This is a genomic window from Streptomyces sp. NPDC026062, from assembly GCF_055568375.1.
This window is the reverse complement of record NZ_JBVHOQ010000017.1, coordinates 104,666-121,423: the sequence shown is the minus strand read 5'-3', so window position 1 is coordinate 121,423 and position 16,758 is coordinate 104,666. Positions and strand designations below refer to the sequence as shown.

The following is a 16,758-nucleotide window of genomic DNA, read 5'->3' as shown; positions in this document are numbered from 1 at the left end:
GTCGTTCAGGCCTTCAGGGCGCGGGCGCCGAGCAGTTCACCGATGCGCTCCGGGGCGACCGCGCGGGAGTAGAGCCAGCCCTGCCCGGTGTCGCAGCCGATCCGGCGCAACCGCTCGGCCTGGCCGGCCGTCTCCACGCACTCCGCGGTGACGGTCAGGCCCAGGCGGTGGGCCAGCTGGACCATGGCCTCCACGATCGTCTCGTCGGCGGGGCTGGGATGCGTGCCGTCCTCGTACCGGAAACCACGCACGAAGGCGCCGTCCAGCTTCAGTACGGAGACCGGCAGGCGGCTCAGGTAGGCGAGGTTGGAGTACCCGGTACCGAAGTCGTCGATGGCGATCCGCACCCCCATGTCGCTGAGCGACTGAAGGGCCTGAAGCGGCCGGCCCGTCGACCCCATCACCGCGGACTCGGTCAGCTCCAGTTGCAGCAGCGCCGGGTCCAGGCCGGTCTCCGCGAGGATCTCGGCGACATCGGTGACCAGGTCGGAGTCCCAGACCTGCCGTACGGCGACGTTGACGCTGATGAACAGCGGCGGCTCGTCCGGATGGTCCAGCTGCCACCTCCTGGCCTGCCGGCAGGCCGCCCGCAGCACCCACCGGCCGAGCTGCACGATCGAGCCGTCCTCCTCGGCGATCGCGACGAACCGATTCGGCGAGAGCAGGCCGAACTGCGGGTGGTTCCAGCGCACCAGCGCCTCCACGCCCCGTACGACGCCGTCGGCCATGCAGACCAGTGGCTGGTACTCGATGGTGAACTCACCGCGTTCGACCGCCGGGCGGAGATTGGACGACAGGGCCTGGCGGGTCATCCGGTGGGCGTTGCGTTCGGGGTCGAAGAGGGTCCAGCGGGCCTTGCCGTCGGCCTTCGCCCAGTACAGCGTCGTATCGGCCGCCTGCATCAGTCCCGTGGCCGAGGTGCCCGCCACGGGCCGCTCCACCACGCCGATCGATGCCGAGACCGAGAGCCGCTGACCTGCGAGGTCGAAGGGCTGCTGCAACGCGGCGAGCACCGTGCGGGCGAGATCGGTCAGCTGCCGCGTACCGGTGGAGTCCTCGACCAGGATCGCGAACTCGTCCCCGCCCAGACGCGCCACCAGATGGGCCCCGGCCGGGTGCGTGGCCTCCTGCCCGGCGCAGTCCGTGAGCCGGGCGGCGACGGCGGCCAGCAGCCGGTCACCGATCCGGTGGCCCAAGGTGTCGTTGACGGCCTTGAAACCGTCCAGATCCAGGTAGCAGAGCCCGATCCGCCCCCGGCCGGGCCTGCTGTCGTCCTGGTATGGCGCGGTCTCCAGGACCGCCGAGAGCCGCTCGAAGAACAGCGTCCGGTTGGGCAGCCGGGTCACCGGGTCGTGCATCTGGAGGTGGCGCAGCCTCTTCCTGAGCTCGCGCCGGTCGCTGACGTCGGCGACCGAGAGCAGCACCTGGCCGGGGGCCGGCCCGCCCCCCTGCTCCGGCGCCGCGGCCATCGGTACGACGGTGATCTCGGCCCACAGCGAGCGCCCGTCGGGGTGCTTGAGCCGACGGGTGCAGCGGAACCAGGAGCGGCGGCCGTGCAGCACCTCGCGGTACGCGCGCCAGGAGCGGCCGTCCGCGGCGAGGTCGACCAGATCCGAGGCGGACTGCGCGGTCAGCGCCGCCGCGCCGATGCCGGTCAGTGCGGCCAGTGCCTCGTTGGCGGTGACGATCAGGCCCTCGTGGTCGACGACGGCCATCGGGAGCGCGGCAGCCCGGAACGCGGCCCGGTAGTCGTGCGGCTCGGACGTGCTCCCGGCACACGGCCACGAACCGTCACGCTCCGTGAGGGTAGGTGGTGAGGAAGTGGGTGCTGTGCCTGCCGCGGGCCTGGGCCCTTCGGAGGTTCCGCTCACCGTTCGCTCCCGCCGTGCAGTTCTGTCCCGGACACCTGTGGTCGGACTGGCCCGCCGCGTGGATCGCCGTCGTCAGAGGCGGAAACCGCGCAGGAAAGCGAGGTGAAGCATAGAGGCTGGCGCCTCGGCCGTTCCAGCGCCCCGACGGTTGTCACCCCCTGTCCGCTGCACTTGAGCCATTCGCAGGGTGACCCGGTTTGTCCATCACTGATCGATTCTGCGCGGCTCCGTTCCCTCACGCCGCGTCGGTGATCGATTGTGACTGACTGTGAGGTGTGTGCCCGCCTTCGGCCGCTGACCCGACTGGGGCAGCTCAACAGGACGTACCTCCCGAAACGCCAGAAGGTGGTCAAGAGGGTCCTGGAGTCCGTACCCGTACCGGAGGTGAATGTGCCGCGTCAGCAAGGGCCCGGAAGGATGGAGAGACCGAGTCCGCGCGCGGTGACGGCCGGGCTGATCTCCCTCCTGGCGCTCGCCGCCACCTCTCTCGTCGCGGGCCCCGCCGCTGCCGCTACCGGAGACGCGGCCCCCTGCGCGCTGCCCCGGACCGAGGCCCACCACTCACTCGGACTGGACGATTGGAACGGTGCCTATCCGCGCCCCGGCCACTCCCTCGACGCGGTCATGGTCTTCCTCTCGTTCCCCGACGCCCGGCCCGTCACCACCCCCGACCAACTCGCCGCCGACCACTTCCCCGCCACCACGCAGTTCTTCCAGCGCGCCTCGTACGGCAAGTTCACCCTGCGCCCGCACCCCCTGCGGCACTGGATCCGGATGCCCAAGCCCTCGGTCCAGTACGGGATACAGCGCGACTGGAACGACGAACGGCGCAGCGCCTACCTGCGGGACGCGATCGACGCGGCCGACCCCGAGGTGGACTTCTCGAAGTACGACCTGGTCTATTTCGTCGCCGACCCGGACGCCCCGGGTGTCGACTCCGACGCCACCAAGGTCGTCAACTTCGACCGGCCGCTGCAGGCCGACGGTACGGACATCAGGCGGGTGGTCACCGTCTTCGAACAGCACCCGCCCGACCACAACGTCCTCGCCCACGAGACCGGACACGTCTTCGACCTGCCCGACCTCTACCACCGGCCCTCGGACGGCAAGGGGGACTGGGACACCTACGTCGGCGACTGGGACGTCATGGGCAGCCAGTTCGGCCTCGCACCGGATCTCTTCGGCTGGCACAAGTGGAAGCTGGGCTGGCTCGACGACCGGCAGGTGATCTGCGTCCAGGGGAACCGGGTCGTCACCCTGGAACCGATGGCGGCCGTGCCCGTGCCGGGCGCGTCCATCGGAACCCGGCTCGCCGTGATCAGGACCGGTGAGGGCAGCGCCGTGGCCGTCGAGGCCCGCAGTGCCACCGGCAACGACAGTTCCACCTGCACCGAAGGTGTGCTGCTCTACCGGGTCCGCAACGGCACGCCGTCGGGCGGCGGACCGGTCGACGTCCTCGACACCCACCCCGGCACCGACGCCTGCTGGGACCGCTCCGTCTATCCGCCGCTCGCGGACGCCCCGCTGAGGGTCGGCGAGAAGTACTCCATCCCCGGCGGGCACGCCACCGTCGAGGTCGCCGACCGGACGCCCTCGGGCGCGTGGACCGTCCGGATCACCACGGGCACTTGAAACCGGTCGACGACACGAAGAAGCCCCCTCGCTCTCGCGAGGGGGCTTCTCCTGTCTGTGCGCCGCCAGGGACTCGAACCCCGGACCCGCTGATTAAGAGTCAGCTGCTCTAACCAACTGAGCTAGCGGCGCCTGCTGACGTCGTAGACCTTAGCACCCTGATCCGGGGGAGGAAAAATCGAAATACGAGACGTCGGAGCGGGCACCGACCGGGCCACCCGGACACAGGCCCAGAGCAGGACGTCCGGCCCGGGAAGCCAGGGGGTGCGGGTGTCGGGGGCGACCAGCCAACGGGGTCCGGGGGAGGCCGGATCGCAGGTCAGGGGAGGGACCGTCACCGCGTCCCCGGCGCCGTGGCAGAGCAGCGGCGGCACCTTCGGGCCGTCGTCGCGCGACCTCAGCGGGTCCTGGCCGGGCCGGGTTCCCCGGCCGGGGCCCCACTCCTCCCAGTCGAGCAGCGAAGGCAGCCGCTGGGCGGTGCCGGGCGAGGCGAACAGCAGCATCCGCCCGCGGTGCGTGGCGACCGGGCCGGAGCCCGGACCGTCGGCCCACAGATGCTCCAGCATCCGGCGCCCGAAGAGCGTCGGCACGTTCACCACGTCGAAGGCGGAACCGCACGGCAGCACCCCGGGCGCGGACGGGTGCGACTCCCACTGGGCCAGGGTGCTGCGCGGATATGCCGCTGCCCCGGCCAGCCAGGCGGCGCCGGCCGCGGTCACCTGGGCCGTCTGATTCCCGGCCTGCTCGCGCAGGACGGCGAAGATGTCGGCGTCCTGGGCCCGGCTGTGGGGCCCGGCGCCGTGATGCAGTGTCGTTTCGTCTGGCAGCCATGCGGTCATATGCACAGGTCTACCCGGAGTGATCAATCGAGTTCCGAGAGTTTTCGGAAATCGGGACAGCCTGGGGTGGGGAGGGGTATCTTGCGCGCCTGGCATATGCCAGCGGCCGCACCCGGAGTGAGCGCGGACCCTCGTACGGGTCGCCGCGTCATCGGATCCCGGCGCGGCGAGAGCGCCTCACCACCCCGGCACCCCGGCAACGCGGGCCCGCGAGGCTGCTGTGTCAGGGCGTCGGCGTACGGCAGGAGCACCGGCCCCGGGATTCCCGGACGGCAAGGAGCACCGGCCCACCGGATTCCCGGACGGACAAGGAGCACCGGCCCACCGGATTCCCGGACGGGCAAGGACCGGTAAGGGTGCCGCGTCCGGACCGAGGCATCGGCGCCGCGGCGGCCGTCAGGGTCCGGGTTCGTTCAGCAGGGTGCGGCCGAACTCGACCATCTTCACCGCGTAGTCCTCGGTCCACTCCGCCCGCCGCGCGATGTCCGCGGTCGTCAGCCGGTCGAACCGGCGCGGGTCCGCCAGCTGCGCCGCCGCGATCGCCTGGAACTCGACCGCCCGGTCCGTCGCGGCGCGGAAGGCCAGGGTCAGCTCGGTGGCGCGGCTCAGCAGCTCCTTCGGATCCTCCATCGACTCCAGGTCGAAGAAGTGCTCAGGATCGGCGACCGCTGCCGACGGCTCGAAGAGCAGGGGTGCGGGGCGCAGCCGCTGCTGCTCGTTCCGCTCGGGTTGTGCCATGTGGTTCTTCCTCCTCCGGTGGGCCCCGACGGCCACCCTCCATTGTCCGGCTCGCCGCAAGGGCGCCTCCGGTTCTGTCCTGTCCTGCCTTGCCCGCGGGGTGCCCGGGGGCGTGCACCGGCCCACTGCCGATCCGCCGTGGCCGCCCGCGCACCCCGACCTCAACGTCCCCAGCGCACCCGGTGTTCCGCCAGATGCGCGAGCACCGCGTGATTGGCCTCCCAGCCATCCGGGAACTTCACGGTCACCCCCAGCTGGACGGGCTCCGTCGACGGGTGCTCGTCGAGCAGCTCCGTCACCCCCTCGCGGCACACCACGACGCAGGCGTGGCGGTGGCGGGAGGCCAGCACGCAGAGCCGGCCCGTCTCCAGATGGAAGGCGGTGGCGTCCGGGCGGCCGGACAGCGGATGCAGGACCACCGTCACATCGAACTCACGGCCCTGGAGCCGGTTCGCGGTGTCCACCGCCACTCCCGTCACCCCGAGCTCGGCGAGCGCGGCCCGCACCGCTGCCGCCTGGTCCCGGTGGGCCGTGCCGACCGCGACCCGGTCCGCGGTCACCGGCGCCGCGTCCGGGGAGCGCTCACTGGTCGCGGCCCCGCCCCGGTCCAGCAGCCGGCGGACCACCAGGGCCACCGCCCGCACCGCCTCGGGGTCGGTGCGCGGGGTGTGCCGGGCAGGCAGCTCCAGCAGACCCCAGCCGGACTCCGCCGCCTCGTCCAGCACCCGGTCCGCCGCCGACCCGTCCGACGCGACACCGAACGACAGCCGCCGGTCGCCGTGGTCCGTGCCGCTGCGGAACGGGGTGTACGGGTAGAACGCGTCCGACACCAGGGGCGCGGCCGAGGCCGGAAGCCGCCAGGAGACCGGCAGCCGGTGCTGCGGCAGTTCCGGATTGTGGGCGAGCAGGGTGGAGACCGCACTGGCCGACGGGTCGTAGCTCAGCCCCGCCCACTGGTCCGCGCCGACGATCGAGAACGGGTCCAGCTGACCCGGATCACCGACGAACAGCGCCCGCTCGAAGAGCCCGGCCACGGCCAGCAGCGCGTCCGAGCGCATCTGGTACGCCTCGTCGACGATCGCATGACCCCAGGGCTCGACGTTCTTCACATGGGCCCACTTCGCCGCCGTCGAGATGACGATGTCGAGCCCGGCCAGATCCGCCGCCTTCGCCGACTTCCGTACGTTGGCCAGGCCGTCCAGCACCTTGTCGTACGGGTCGGAGTCGTTGCTGTGCAGCCGGCCGACCGGCAGTCCCGGGTCCTTCTCGGCCAGCCGCACCACCAGGTCGTCGACCTGGGCGTTCGTCTGCGCGACCACCATCAGCGGGCGTCCGGCCGAGGCGAGCTCCAGCGCGGCGCGCACCACCAGGGTCGACTTGCCCGCACCCGGCGGGGAGTCCACCACGATGCCCCGGGCCGAGCCGTTCAGTGTGTCGTCCAGGATCCGGGCGGTGGCCAGGCCCGCCGCCGCGCCCGGATCGAATACGGCCGTCACAGCAGGTCCTCCGTGGTCACGGGGTCGGGGAGCTCGGCAGCCGCGGCGCCGCCCGGCGGGCCGCCGTGGGTCCACGGGGTCTCCTCCGCGTCCGGCAGCTGCGGGCCACCGCGCTGGTCGTGCTCGAAAAGGGTCCAGACGATGACGTCACCCGGCTCCGGCACCGACCCCGGGGCGGGCTCCTTGCCCCGGCCCATCCGGTCGGTGATCCGCAGCACCAGCGCGGGTGCCGTGCCGTCCTCGGCCGGTCCGTAGCCCGCGAACTCGGCGGTCTGCGGCTTGCCGTCCAGCGAGCGGTAGACCTTCACACGCTCACCCAGCTGCGGCTGCTCGGCCGTGAGCACCGTGACCAGCGGGCGCGGGGAGGGGCGCTTGGACTCGCTGTACGCCATCTCCACCGCCGTCACCTCGCCGAGGAACGCCTCGCCCGCCAGCCGCCGCCCGGCCAGCACCAGCGGATCGTCCAGTGCCTCCTGGGCCTCCAGCTGCGCCTGCGCCGTCTCCCGGGCCGCCAGCTTGCGGGCCGCCGTCACCGCGTCGTCGCGGCGCGGCTGCGGCGGCTCGCCGGCCCGCACCCGGTCGCGGTGGCCGGTGAACGACCAGCGGTCACGGGTCCAGCGGTCCTCGGCCCTGGCCCCCTCGGGCAGCTCCCGCAGCAGGTCCAGGCTCCGCCACACCGCGTCCCAGGTCGGCCGCAGCACACCGGCCAGCAGCCCCCTGATCTCCCGTTCGGCCGAGGTCAGTTCGGCGAGCCGGGCATCGGCGGCCAGCCCGTCCTCGGCGGCGGCCAGCGAGGTGCGCGCCCGGTCGTACCGCTCGATCGCGGGGGCCAGCAGCCGGTTGTCGAAGTCGGGGTCGGTGGCCGGTCCGGCCGGCGGGCACAGCAGCTGGCCCCCGGCGTCCCTGGCCAGCTCGGCGCGGAGCGCGGCCTCGGCCCCGGACTCACCGGCCGGCGGATCGATCCAGGCGAGCAGGGCGCCCAGATGCTGGTCCTCCAGGGAGGACTGGCCGCTCGCCCAGTGCCGGTTCAGCAGATCGGTGCAGGCCGGCAGCAGTGAGGAGCCCGGCACCCGGGCCCGCTCGCCGTAGTGCGTCAGCCAGCGGCCCAGGAGCGGCACCCGGGCGGGAGCCGGATACGGGGTGTCGGGGTCGTCCTCGGCGGTACGCCGGAACCGCATGGAACGGCCGAGCAGCCGGACGAACTCGACGCCCGCCCGGCTCGGCACGATCAGCTGCGCCGCGTCCGTGCACAGCTCGGTCTCGACCTTCGTCCTCCTGCCGGTGGCGGGGTCGGTCTCGTTCCGTTCGGCGGACTCGACCACGTCGGCGTACGACTCGATGTACGGCAGGACCGCCTCGGCCAGCTCGGCCAGGAACGCGAACCGCAGGTCCCGGTCGCGCGGCTGGGCCACGGCCAGCAGCCGGGGCGCGTCCCGGTCCGTGCCGACGAGCGCGCCGAGCGGGGCACCGGCCTCGCCCGCCGTGGTGAGCGGCACCAGCACGAACGGCCGGTCGCCGAGGTGACGGTGGCGGACGGTGGCCATCGGCTGGGCGCGGCCGCTCTCCACGGCCTCCAGCCGGGCCAGGGTGCCGATCAGCGACATACGGTGCTGCCCTCCAGAGCCTCGGCGCGCAGCGCGGCCGCGCGGAGCAGTGCGGCGACCGTCGGGTCCGCCGGATCGCCCTCCTTGCCCGCGGCCGCGGCGAGCACCCCGGAGACCGTGGTCAGCCCGCCGAGCTCGCCCCGCACACTCCGCCCGAGCGCCTCGACGGCACCGGCGGCGCGGGCCCTGGCCCGGCAGTGGAAGGCCAGCTCGCAGGCGGCCAGGCACTCCGGTGCGTACGCCGCCGTGACGGATTCGACCGCGGTGACCAGCTCCTCGGCGGAGCACTCCGGGTCGAAGGTGGTGCCCTCGGGCAGGGCCGCCGCGATGTCCTCGATCCGGGTGAGCCGGGTGAGCTGTCTGCGGGTGACCGCGCGCTGCTTGCGCACGTCCACGACGGACGCGGTGGGCAGGTTGGAGAAGTCCTTGGGGCAGACCAGCAGCACCCGGTGGCCGACCTCCGCGCCTTCGGTCACCGCGGCGACCCGTTCGAGCGCCAGCACGTACACCGCGGACTGGCGGGCGGCCGCGCCCACCTTCGCGGCGTCGGCGGAGCCGTCGATCATGGGGAAGGACTTGATCTCGACGACGGTCCAGGTGCCGTCGGGGTGCACCACCACCGCGTCCGGCTCCAGATAGGCGGGCGAGCCCGCCACCTCCAGGGCCAGCATCGGGTGGTCGAGCAGCGCCCAGCCGCCGGAAGAGGTCGCCTCGCGCAGGGCGAGCGCGGTGCGGGCGGCGCGGCCCTCGGGGCCCGCGGCCGTCAGATCGGGCACCGGTACGTCCCGGGGCGGTTCGCCGGGCTCACCGAATCCCTGGTGCAGCAGGCGCATCAGCTCCGCACCCCCGTCGGCCTTGACCCTGGCCTCGAAGGCGTTGCCCCGCATGAAGGCGAACTGGGACTGGCCGAAGGGGGCCGGTGAGCCGAGCGCGGTGGCGAGTGCGCCCTTGTCGACGCCGGCCCCGTCCAGCAGGGCGCGGCGCTTGCAGCCGGGGTTGGCTGCCAGGGCGGCCAGCGCACGGGCGTCCAGCGGACGGGGTGCGACGGCCGGGCCCCTCAGCTCAGCGAGCCGCCTTCGCAGCGTCACCGCCCGCGGCTCTTCCTGCGGGGGCCGCGAAGTCGGCCGGGGCAGGTGGGCCGGTTGGTGCCGCTGCTTCGGTGGGATCTGCGGAGGTGGTCCGCTGGCCGGGGATTCGCTCACCCGCGGAAGTCTTGCATCCGGCACTGACATCCGGGGACTTCGTGGCGGTGGAAACCCGTGCGAAACGGGTCGCGGCGGCGTGCTTGACCCGGTCGGCGAGGCGGAGAACCGGCTTGGCCAGCAGCGCTCCGGCACCCATGACGGCGGCGCCGGCGACAGCGTCGAGGAAGTAGTGGTTGGCGGTGCCCATGACCACGATGACGGTGATCAGCGGGTAGACGATGCCGGCGGCCCGCAGGAGCGGATGCCTGGCGTGGCGCCACAGGAGGATGCCGCACCAGAGCGCCCATCCGACGTGCAGGCTCGGCATCGCCGCGTACTGGTTGGTCATGCCGCCCATGCCGCGCGGGGCGCTCGCCTCGGTGCCCCACCAGCCGTACGAGCTGTACTGGGCCATCGTGTCGACGAAACCGTGCCCGGCGGCCAGCAGCCGCGGCGGGCAGGTCGGCATGAGCGTGAAGCCTATGAGGCCGAGCATCGTGGAGGTCATCAGCCAGGTCCTGGCCCGGCGGTAGGCGGCCGAGTGGCGGCGGAACATCCAGATGAGGACGGCCGGGGTGACCAGGTAGTGCAGGGAGGCGTACGCGAAGTCGGCGGGTATGCCTATGGAGGGGTGCGCGGTGAACAGCCGGTTGAGCGGGTGTTCGGCGTTGAGGAAGAGAGCCTTCTCCAGATCCAGGATGCGCAGCCCGTGGTCGACGGCGGTGGAGACGTCTCCCCGGACCAGAAGCCTGCCGCCCGAGTACGCCCCGTACACCAGGGCCAGGAGCGGGAGCTCGGTCCACCAACGGGGCCGGTGGCCCGGCACGGGCGCGGTGGTGGCATGCGGCATCCGGAAGTTCTCCATCATGTGTTCATGCGGCCGACGGCGGGCGTTCAACCGTACGGTGCGGATCGGCCGCGATTCCCCCGGGGGTGCCTTTTCGGTACCCCTCAGCTGCTCGGATTCATCTGTGGTCAGTGGGACGCCGGTACGGCCCCACAGGTTGCCTCCCGCGAAGGTACGCGATGATGGAAATCCGGACGATCCGTTTCCCGGTTCCACCCGTCACACCCGTTGCGTTCCGGGCTGATTCGTCCATCGATGTCCAAGATCTCAGATCCCGCATCTCAGGTCCCAGTTTTTCAGGGAGAGCCGTCACATGGCACCGCGCATCCTGCTGGCCCGGCACGGTCGGACGGAATGGTCCGTCAAGGGCAATCACACCGGCAGGACGGATATCCCGCTGCTCGACTCGGGACGCGAGGGGGCCAGGCTCCTCGGCGAGCGGCTGCACCGCAGGCCGTGGGTGGACCTGCCCGGTCTGGAGGTCCGCACGAGTCCGCTCGTGCGGGCGTCCGAGACGTGCGCGATCGCGGGGTTCGGCGACCGGGCCGAGCCGTGGGACGCGCTGATGGAGTGGGACTACGGGGCGTACGAGGGGATGACGCCGGCCGCGATCAAGGAGGGCCGCCCGGACTGGTTCATCTGGCGCGACGGAGTGCCGGAGGGGGAGACCCTGGCCCAGGTGTCGGACCGCGCCGACGAGATCGTCGAGTGGGCGCTCTCGGCCGACCGTGACGTGCTGGTCTTCGGCCACGGCCACATCCTGCGGGTGCTGGGGGCGCGGTGGCTGGGCGAGGACGCGTCGTACGCGGCACGTCTCCGGCTGGAGCCGACGGCACTGTCGGTCCTGGGATGGGCGTACGGGGACCCGGCGCTGGAGCGCTGGAACGACACGGGGCATCTGGAGGGGTAGCGCGGTGCGCCCGGCGGCTCCGGCGCGCGCTCGGGCCCGTCCGGCGTTCGCGGGCGGGACCGTGCGCCCCGGTCCGGGGCGCGGGTCCTCGGTCCTCAAGCGCCGGGCTTGATTCCGCGCCCGTGACCTCGGGCTGACGGTTCCGCCCCCGGACACCGGACGGGCCCGGTGCCGCGTGACGGGTCCGGCATCGAGGGCCGGGCGGGCCGGAGTCGTGTTCCGGCCCCGGCGGGGTCAGGCGCGCGGGTCCGTCCTGAAGGGCCGGGCGGGCCGGGGGTGTGTGCCTGTCGCGGACATCGCGTGGCGGTCCAGGAAGTCCTTGACGTCGACCGAGCCCCGGCCCCGGGGGCGCAGGACCGTGACCGCGTCCGCCAGCATCGACCGGATGCGGGAGGACTGGACCTGGTCCAGCAGGTCGAGCACCCGGTGCCCCGTGGCCGCGGCCTCCTCCGCGAGGTCGGCCCGTGCCAGGTCCCAGGTCAGCTCGGTGCGGTAGAGCGCCAGGTTGCGGGTGAAGTGCGGGTCCTGTAGCCGCGTCGCGCGCCGTGCGTGGCGCGCCGCCCGGGACCATTCGCCCAGTGCCGACCAGCACTGCGCCTCCAGCATCTCCAGCTCCGCCTCCCGGAAGAAGGTCATCCACTCCGGGTCCGCGGCGGACCGGCCCTTCCCGAACGCGGTGTGCGCCCGGCCGAGCGCCCGTTCGCAGCCGGTACGGTCACCGAGCCCGGCCCGGCCCCCCGCCTCCCGCAGCGCGAGCAGGGCCAGCAGCCGGGGCGAGCCCAGGGAGCGGGCGGCCCGCTGACCCGCCTCCGCCGCGCGTACGGACTCGCGCGGCCGGCCCGTGTCGCGGGCCAGGAACGACGTGTTGCAGAAGGCGTGCGCCTCCAGCCCCGGGTCCCCGGCCAGCCGCGCGGTGGCCAGCGCCTCCGCGTAGTGCGAGCGGGCGTCGTCGAACCGGCCCGAGTCATGGGCCAGCCAGCCCACCGAGATGGCCAGCTCACCGGCGCCCGAATGCAGCCGGTCCGCGGTGGAGTGGCGGGCCGCGGTGCCGGAGTCGAGCAGCGCGTACGCCGCCCGCAGCGGCTGCGAGGCCCGCCGGTAGAGGCCGTCACCACCGTGCCGGTCGTCGAGCAGGCGGATCTGGCGCACCGCTTTCTCGACGGCGCTCACCTCCGCCTCGCCGACCCGGCGCTGTACGGGTACGGAAGCGGCGGCCGGGCCGCCGAGGCCCAGGCCCAGGGAGGCGGCCGCCACCGTGGTGGTGCCGCTCGTCATGAATGCGCGACGCAGCACGTCGCTCTCCTCGTCGGTGTCGCTGCCGAATACGAGCAGCGGGGAAGTCGGGGGGCGCGGGGCGTCCGACGCGGACCGGGAGCCCCGGCCGCGTACCGATTCGCGCGGTGAGAAGCCCAGGTCCGTCAGGGTCGCCCCGGGGAACATATGCAGGAAGACCCGCTCGTACGCGTAGTTGGGACAGCGGATCTCGCCGGACTCCACGCGTCCGATGTACCGGGCGTCGCACGCGACCTGCTCGCCGATCTCACGAGCTGACCTGCGTACCGCGGCAGCGAACTCTCCGGCGGAGCGCTGTCCGCGCAGCCGCCGGAAGGCGGAGTTGGGAACTGCCCGTGGCGACACCATGGCGGGGCCCTCTCTGGTGCGAGCCGGGCGCCTGTTTCCGGTGTCCCGGCGGAGCAAGAACGTACCTGGCGTGACGGGGCGCACACGCTGCGTTTGCCTACAAATCGGATATCTCGCCTGTGATCCGCCATGAACTGCCACCCTTTGCGGCGGTGCTGCACCGTAGCCCTTGACGCGGTCGGCGCGTTGGTCCATCGAAGACGGAGTCCGGCTCCGCTCGGCGATGAGAGGAGAGGTCCCTTGTTGCACCTCGGCACGGCGACCGGATCGCAACCGACCGCGACGACCGGGACGGCGGACACCGCGACGGCAGACACCGCGGCCAAGGCCGCCACCGCGGCGGCAGGCACCACGGCATCCGCCGAAGAACCCGATGCCCCGGGAACACCTCCCGAGCCCGAGCCCTGCGATCTCGTGACGCCCGAGCCCGAGCCTTGCGATCTCGTGACCGTCCCCGCCCGCCAGGGCCTGGAGGCCGTCGACATCCTGCGGCGCGGTGCCGACCAGGAGGCGGTCGGGCCGGTCATCCACGACGGCGCCTGCGCCACTCTCGGCTTCCTGGTGCCCCCCGGCACCGCCCAGGCCTGGGACGTACCGGGCAGTGCCTGTACGCGGACCGACGGCCGAGGGCTGCGCATCCCCGCCGAGCCGCCGCCCCCCGGCAGCGGCTGGCTGCTGCCGCCCGCCGACGACATCCCGGTCACCGACCCGGCCGTGCTGCGGGCCGCGCTCGACCAGGCGGCCCGGCTGATCGAGGCGGCGGACAACTGCCGCTGAGCAGGTGTCCGGTGGCCCCGGAGCTCATAATGGCCGGACGACGGGTGCTCGACCGGCCCGTCACGGCCGGTCCCCGACCGGTCCCGGAACACGATGAGCGGTGAGCGGGGACGAGGAGCAGTGGCACGTCGAGGAGCGGCCGGCGGTGCGGGCGACCGCAAGCAGCGCGCGGACCGCAGGACCGACCGCAAGGCGGCACGCGGCTCCGAGCGCCCCGGGGGCAACGTCACCGAGCCGGTGGACGGAGGCCTCGCCGAGCTCGTGCCCGACCGGGAACGCCGGCGCGCCTGGACCCTGACGATCGACGGCGCCCCGCAGTCCCATGTGGACCTGGACGATCCGACGTACCTCTCGTTCGAGTACCAGCGCCGGATCGGCCACATCGCCGATCTGGTCGCACCCCCCGGGCAGCCGCTGCACGTCGTGCACCTGGGCGGCGGGGCCTTCACCCTCGCCCGCTACATCGCCGCGACCCGCCCCCGCTCCACCCAGCAGATCGTCGAGGTGGACGCAGCCCTCGTGCAGCTGGTGCGCCGCGAACTCCCGCTGGACCCGCAGGCCAGGATCCGGGTCCGTGCCACCGACGCCCGCGCCGGGCTCGGGAAGATCCAGGACGGCTGGGCCGACCTCGTCATCGCCGATGTCTTCAGCGGGGCCCGTACGCCCGCCCACCTCACCAGCGCCGAGTTCCTCGCCGAGGTGCGCCGTGTCCTGAAGCCCGGCGGGAGCTACGTGGCCAACCTCGCCGACGGGCCGCCGCTGGCCCATCTGCGCGGCCAGATCGCCACCGCCGCGGCCGTCTTCCCCGAACTGGCACTGGCCGCCGACCCCACCGTCTTCCGGGGCCGGCGCTTCGGCAACGCCGTGCTGCTCGCCTCTGACGTCGCGCCGAAGACCGCGGAGCTGACCCGCAGAGTGGCGACCGACCCGCACCCCGGGCGCGTCGAACACGGGCGGGCGCTGGCCGACTTCACCGGTGGCGCGGCCGCGGTGCGCGACGCGGACGCCCGGCCGTCCCCCGCACCGCCCGCCAACGCCTTCGACTGAACCACGCCACCCGGCACGGCACCGGCACGAGCCCCCGCCCCGAACTCCACGGCAGGGAGCGGGAGTCAGGACGCCACGATCTCGACCTGCGGCGGATGGCCGTTCCACGTGCAGAAGACCGGCAAGCGCACCCCAGGAGCGCCAACGCCCGTCCTCGTCGCGGCCGTTTGTCCGCACCGGTGCGGCCAGCGTGCTCCCGTATGCCCGCAGCCACCCTCCCCCGTCCGCGCGCCCCCTCCGGCGCCCGTACCGCGTTACACCCGGGCCCGGTTCACCGCCGACAGCACCGCCGCCAGCGACGCGGCCACGCCCGACGCGTCCTGCCCCGCGCCCCAGCACACCCGCTCGCCGATCCGGCACTCCGCGTACGCGGTCACCGTCCCCCCGTCGGCCCCTTGCTCGGCGAAATCGAGGATCACGGCCTTCACCCCCGCGGCCTCCAGCGCATGCGTGAACGCCGGCACCACCCCGACGCCGGTGCCCTCGTAGTCGCCCTCGCGCCCGTCCACCCGCAACGTGCAGACGAAGCGGCGCTCACCGGCCGGGCCGTTCTCCGCAGACCAGGAGGTCAGAGCGATCGAGCCGTCCCGCCCGGGGGACAGATACGTGGCCTCGAACAGGTTCCACAGGTCCTTCGGTGTGGCCTCCAGGCCGCTGTCGTCCGTCGCGTCCTGCACCGTGCGGGAGAAGTCCGCCCGCATCCTCGGCGGCAGGTCCACCCCGTGGCCGCTGCGCATCAGATGGGCGATGCCGCCCTTGCCGGACTGGCTGTTGACCCGGATGACCGCTTCGTACGTACGCCCCACGTCCGCCGGGTCGATCGGCAGGTACGGCACGGACCACAGCACGGAGCCGCTGCTCGCGTGGTGGGCGAACCCCTTGCTGATCGCGTCCTGGTGGGTGCCCGAGAACGCGGTGTACACCAGGTCGCCGCCGTACGGATGGCGGGGCGGCACCGGCAGCCGGTTGCAGTGCTCGACCGTGCGGCGGATCTCGTCGATGTCAGAGAAGTCGATCATCGGGTCGACGCCCTGGGCGTGCAGATTGAGCGCCAGGTTGACCAGGTCGACGTTGCCCGTGCGCTCCCCGTTGCCGAACAGGCAGCCCTCCACCCGCTGCGCCCCCGCCAGTACGGCGAGCTCCGCGCAGGCCACGCCCGTACCCCGGTCGTTGTGGGGATGGACGGAGAGGATCACGGAGCCGCGCCGGTCCAGATGCCGGTGCATGTACTCGATCTGGTCCGCGTACACGTTCGGAGTCGCGATCTCCACCGTGGCCGGGAGGTTGTGGATGACCGGCCGGTCGGGGGAGGCGTCCCACAGCGCGGTGAGGCTGTTGCAGATCTCCAGGACGTAGTCCGGCTCGGTCAGGACGAACACCTCGGGGGAGAACTCGAACCGGATGTCCGCCCCGGGCCGGGTCCGGGCCAGCCGGTCCATCTGCCGCGCTGCGTCCAGCACCACGCCGTGCACCTCGGCCCGGCCGCGGCCGAGGACGACGTCCCGCCAGACGGGCGCGGTCGGGATGTAGAGGTGGACGACCACCCGGTCCATCCCGGCGACGGACTCGAAGGTCCGCTCGATCAGCTCGGGCCTGGCCGGGGTGAAGACGACCACGGTCACGTCCTCGGGCACCGCCCCGCTCTCCGCCAGGTGCCGTACGAAGCCGAAGTCGGTCCGGCTGGCGGACGGGTAGCCGATCTCGATCTCCTTGAAGCCCATGGCGACGAGCAGGTCGAACATCCGGCGCTTGCGTGCGGTGTCCATCGGTTCGGCCAGCGCCTGGTTGCCGTCCCGCAGGTCGACGGGGACCCAGAGCGGTGCGCGGTCGATACGGGCCTGCGGCCAGCTCCGGCCGGTCAGCGGGATGTCGACGCGGTCGAACGCCGGCCGGTAGCGGTGCGACGGCATGGAGCTGGAGCGTTGCGGATTCCACCGCGGAGCGGTCTCGGGCACGGGACCGAGGGGGGTGCAGATGGTGGGGAAGCTGTGTGTCGGTGACAGGACGTCGGACGTGGACGCGGACATGAACTCGGGCATGAGCGGGGTCTCTTCTCGCATCGCCGGATGCGACCGGCACAGCACGGCACCCCGCGGCGGGGTGCCGATCGCTTCAGGCCCCGCCGCGGCAGCCGAGAAGAAGGAGACCGCGGTACGTCATGGCCGGTACAGT

The 16,758-nt window shown here is 73.0% G+C and carries 13 protein-coding genes and 1 tRNA gene; 4 read left to right on the top strand and 10 right to left on the bottom strand.

Annotated elements, in window-relative coordinates:
- Positions 1-5 precede the first annotated feature (5 nt).
- Entirely contained in the window at positions 6-1,871 is a 1,866-nt protein-coding gene (locus ACZ4LX_RS17820; RefSeq protein ID WP_467644741.1) for a putative bifunctional diguanylate cyclase/phosphodiesterase, read from the bottom strand.
- Between the two features lie 417 nt (positions 1,872-2,288).
- Here ACZ4LX_RS17820 and ACZ4LX_RS17815 point away from each other — a divergent pair, with 417 nt between their 5' ends.
- Entirely contained in the window at positions 2,289-3,503 is a 1,215-nt protein-coding gene (locus ACZ4LX_RS17815; RefSeq protein ID WP_467644746.1) for a M6 family metalloprotease domain-containing protein, read from the top strand.
- Positions 3,504-3,561: 58 nt separating this feature from the next.
- Here the strand turns inward: ACZ4LX_RS17815 and ACZ4LX_RS17810 are convergent.
- From ACZ4LX_RS17810 to ACZ4LX_RS17780, 7 genes are all read right to left on the bottom strand, one after another.
- A tRNA-Lys gene (locus ACZ4LX_RS17810) sits at positions 3,562-3,635 on the bottom strand.
- Complete coding sequence (locus ACZ4LX_RS17805; protein WP_467644750.1) at positions 3,626-4,342, bottom strand: hypothetical protein; 717 nt, start codon at positions 4,340-4,342, stop codon at positions 3,626-3,628. Before ACZ4LX_RS17805 ends, ACZ4LX_RS17810 begins: the two co-directional genes overlap by 10 nt.
- Before the next feature lie 396 nt (positions 4,343-4,738).
- Positions 4,739-5,080: a hypothetical protein gene (locus ACZ4LX_RS17800; RefSeq protein ID WP_467644755.1), complete on the bottom strand. Its 342-nt coding sequence runs from the start codon at positions 5,078-5,080 to the stop codon at positions 4,739-4,741.
- Positions 5,081-5,241: 161 nt separating this feature from the next.
- Positions 5,242-6,576 (bottom strand): AAA family ATPase, encoded by a 1,335-nt coding sequence (locus tag ACZ4LX_RS17795; RefSeq protein WP_467644759.1) that lies wholly within the window; start codon positions 6,574-6,576, stop codon positions 5,242-5,244.
- Complete coding sequence (locus tag ACZ4LX_RS17790; RefSeq protein WP_467644762.1) at positions 6,573-8,180, bottom strand: hypothetical protein; 1,608 nt, start codon at positions 8,178-8,180, stop codon at positions 6,573-6,575. The genes ACZ4LX_RS17795 and ACZ4LX_RS17790 overlap by 4 nt, the downstream gene beginning before the upstream one ends.
- Positions 8,171-9,313, bottom strand: a complete 1,143-nt coding sequence (locus tag ACZ4LX_RS17785) for a hypothetical protein (RefSeq protein ID WP_467721216.1) — start codon at positions 9,311-9,313, stop codon at positions 8,171-8,173. The genes ACZ4LX_RS17790 and ACZ4LX_RS17785 overlap by 10 nt, the downstream gene beginning before the upstream one ends.
- Positions 9,243-10,214 (bottom strand): phosphatase PAP2 family protein, encoded by a 972-nt coding sequence (locus ACZ4LX_RS17780; protein WP_467645118.1) that lies wholly within the window; start codon positions 10,212-10,214, stop codon positions 9,243-9,245. Before ACZ4LX_RS17780 ends, ACZ4LX_RS17785 begins: the two co-directional genes overlap by 71 nt.
- 310 nt (positions 10,215-10,524) lie before the next feature.
- Between ACZ4LX_RS17780 and ACZ4LX_RS17775 the strand changes: the two genes are divergently transcribed.
- Positions 10,525-11,121 carry a histidine phosphatase family protein gene (locus tag ACZ4LX_RS17775; protein ID WP_467644768.1) on the top strand — a complete coding sequence of 199 codons (597 nt, stop codon included), beginning with the start codon at positions 10,525-10,527 and terminating at the stop codon, positions 11,119-11,121.
- A 234-nt stretch (positions 11,122-11,355) separates the two neighbouring features.
- Here ACZ4LX_RS17775 and ACZ4LX_RS17770 read toward each other — a convergent pair whose 3' ends face one another.
- Entirely contained in the window at positions 11,356-12,762 is a 1,407-nt protein-coding gene (locus tag ACZ4LX_RS17770; protein WP_467644771.1) for a tetratricopeptide repeat protein, read from the bottom strand.
- Positions 12,763-13,176: 414 nt separating this feature from the next.
- Between ACZ4LX_RS17770 and ACZ4LX_RS17765 the strand changes: the two genes are divergently transcribed.
- Both ACZ4LX_RS17765 and ACZ4LX_RS17760 read left to right on the top strand, forming a co-directional pair.
- Positions 13,177-13,539, top strand: a complete 363-nt coding sequence (locus ACZ4LX_RS17765) for a hypothetical protein (protein WP_467645121.1) — start codon at positions 13,177-13,179, stop codon at positions 13,537-13,539.
- 120 nt (positions 13,540-13,659) lie between these two features.
- Positions 13,660-14,586, top strand: a complete 927-nt coding sequence (locus ACZ4LX_RS17760; RefSeq protein ID WP_467644774.1) for a spermidine synthase — start codon at positions 13,660-13,662, stop codon at positions 14,584-14,586.
- A gap of 254 nt (positions 14,587-14,840) precedes the next feature.
- On the opposite strand, the gene ACZ4LX_RS17755 is transcribed toward ACZ4LX_RS17760, so the two are convergent.
- Positions 14,841-16,625, bottom strand: a complete 1,785-nt coding sequence (locus ACZ4LX_RS17755) for a 2-isopropylmalate synthase (protein WP_467645123.1) — start codon at positions 16,623-16,625, stop codon at positions 14,841-14,843.
- Positions 16,626-16,758: the final 133 nt, after the last annotated feature.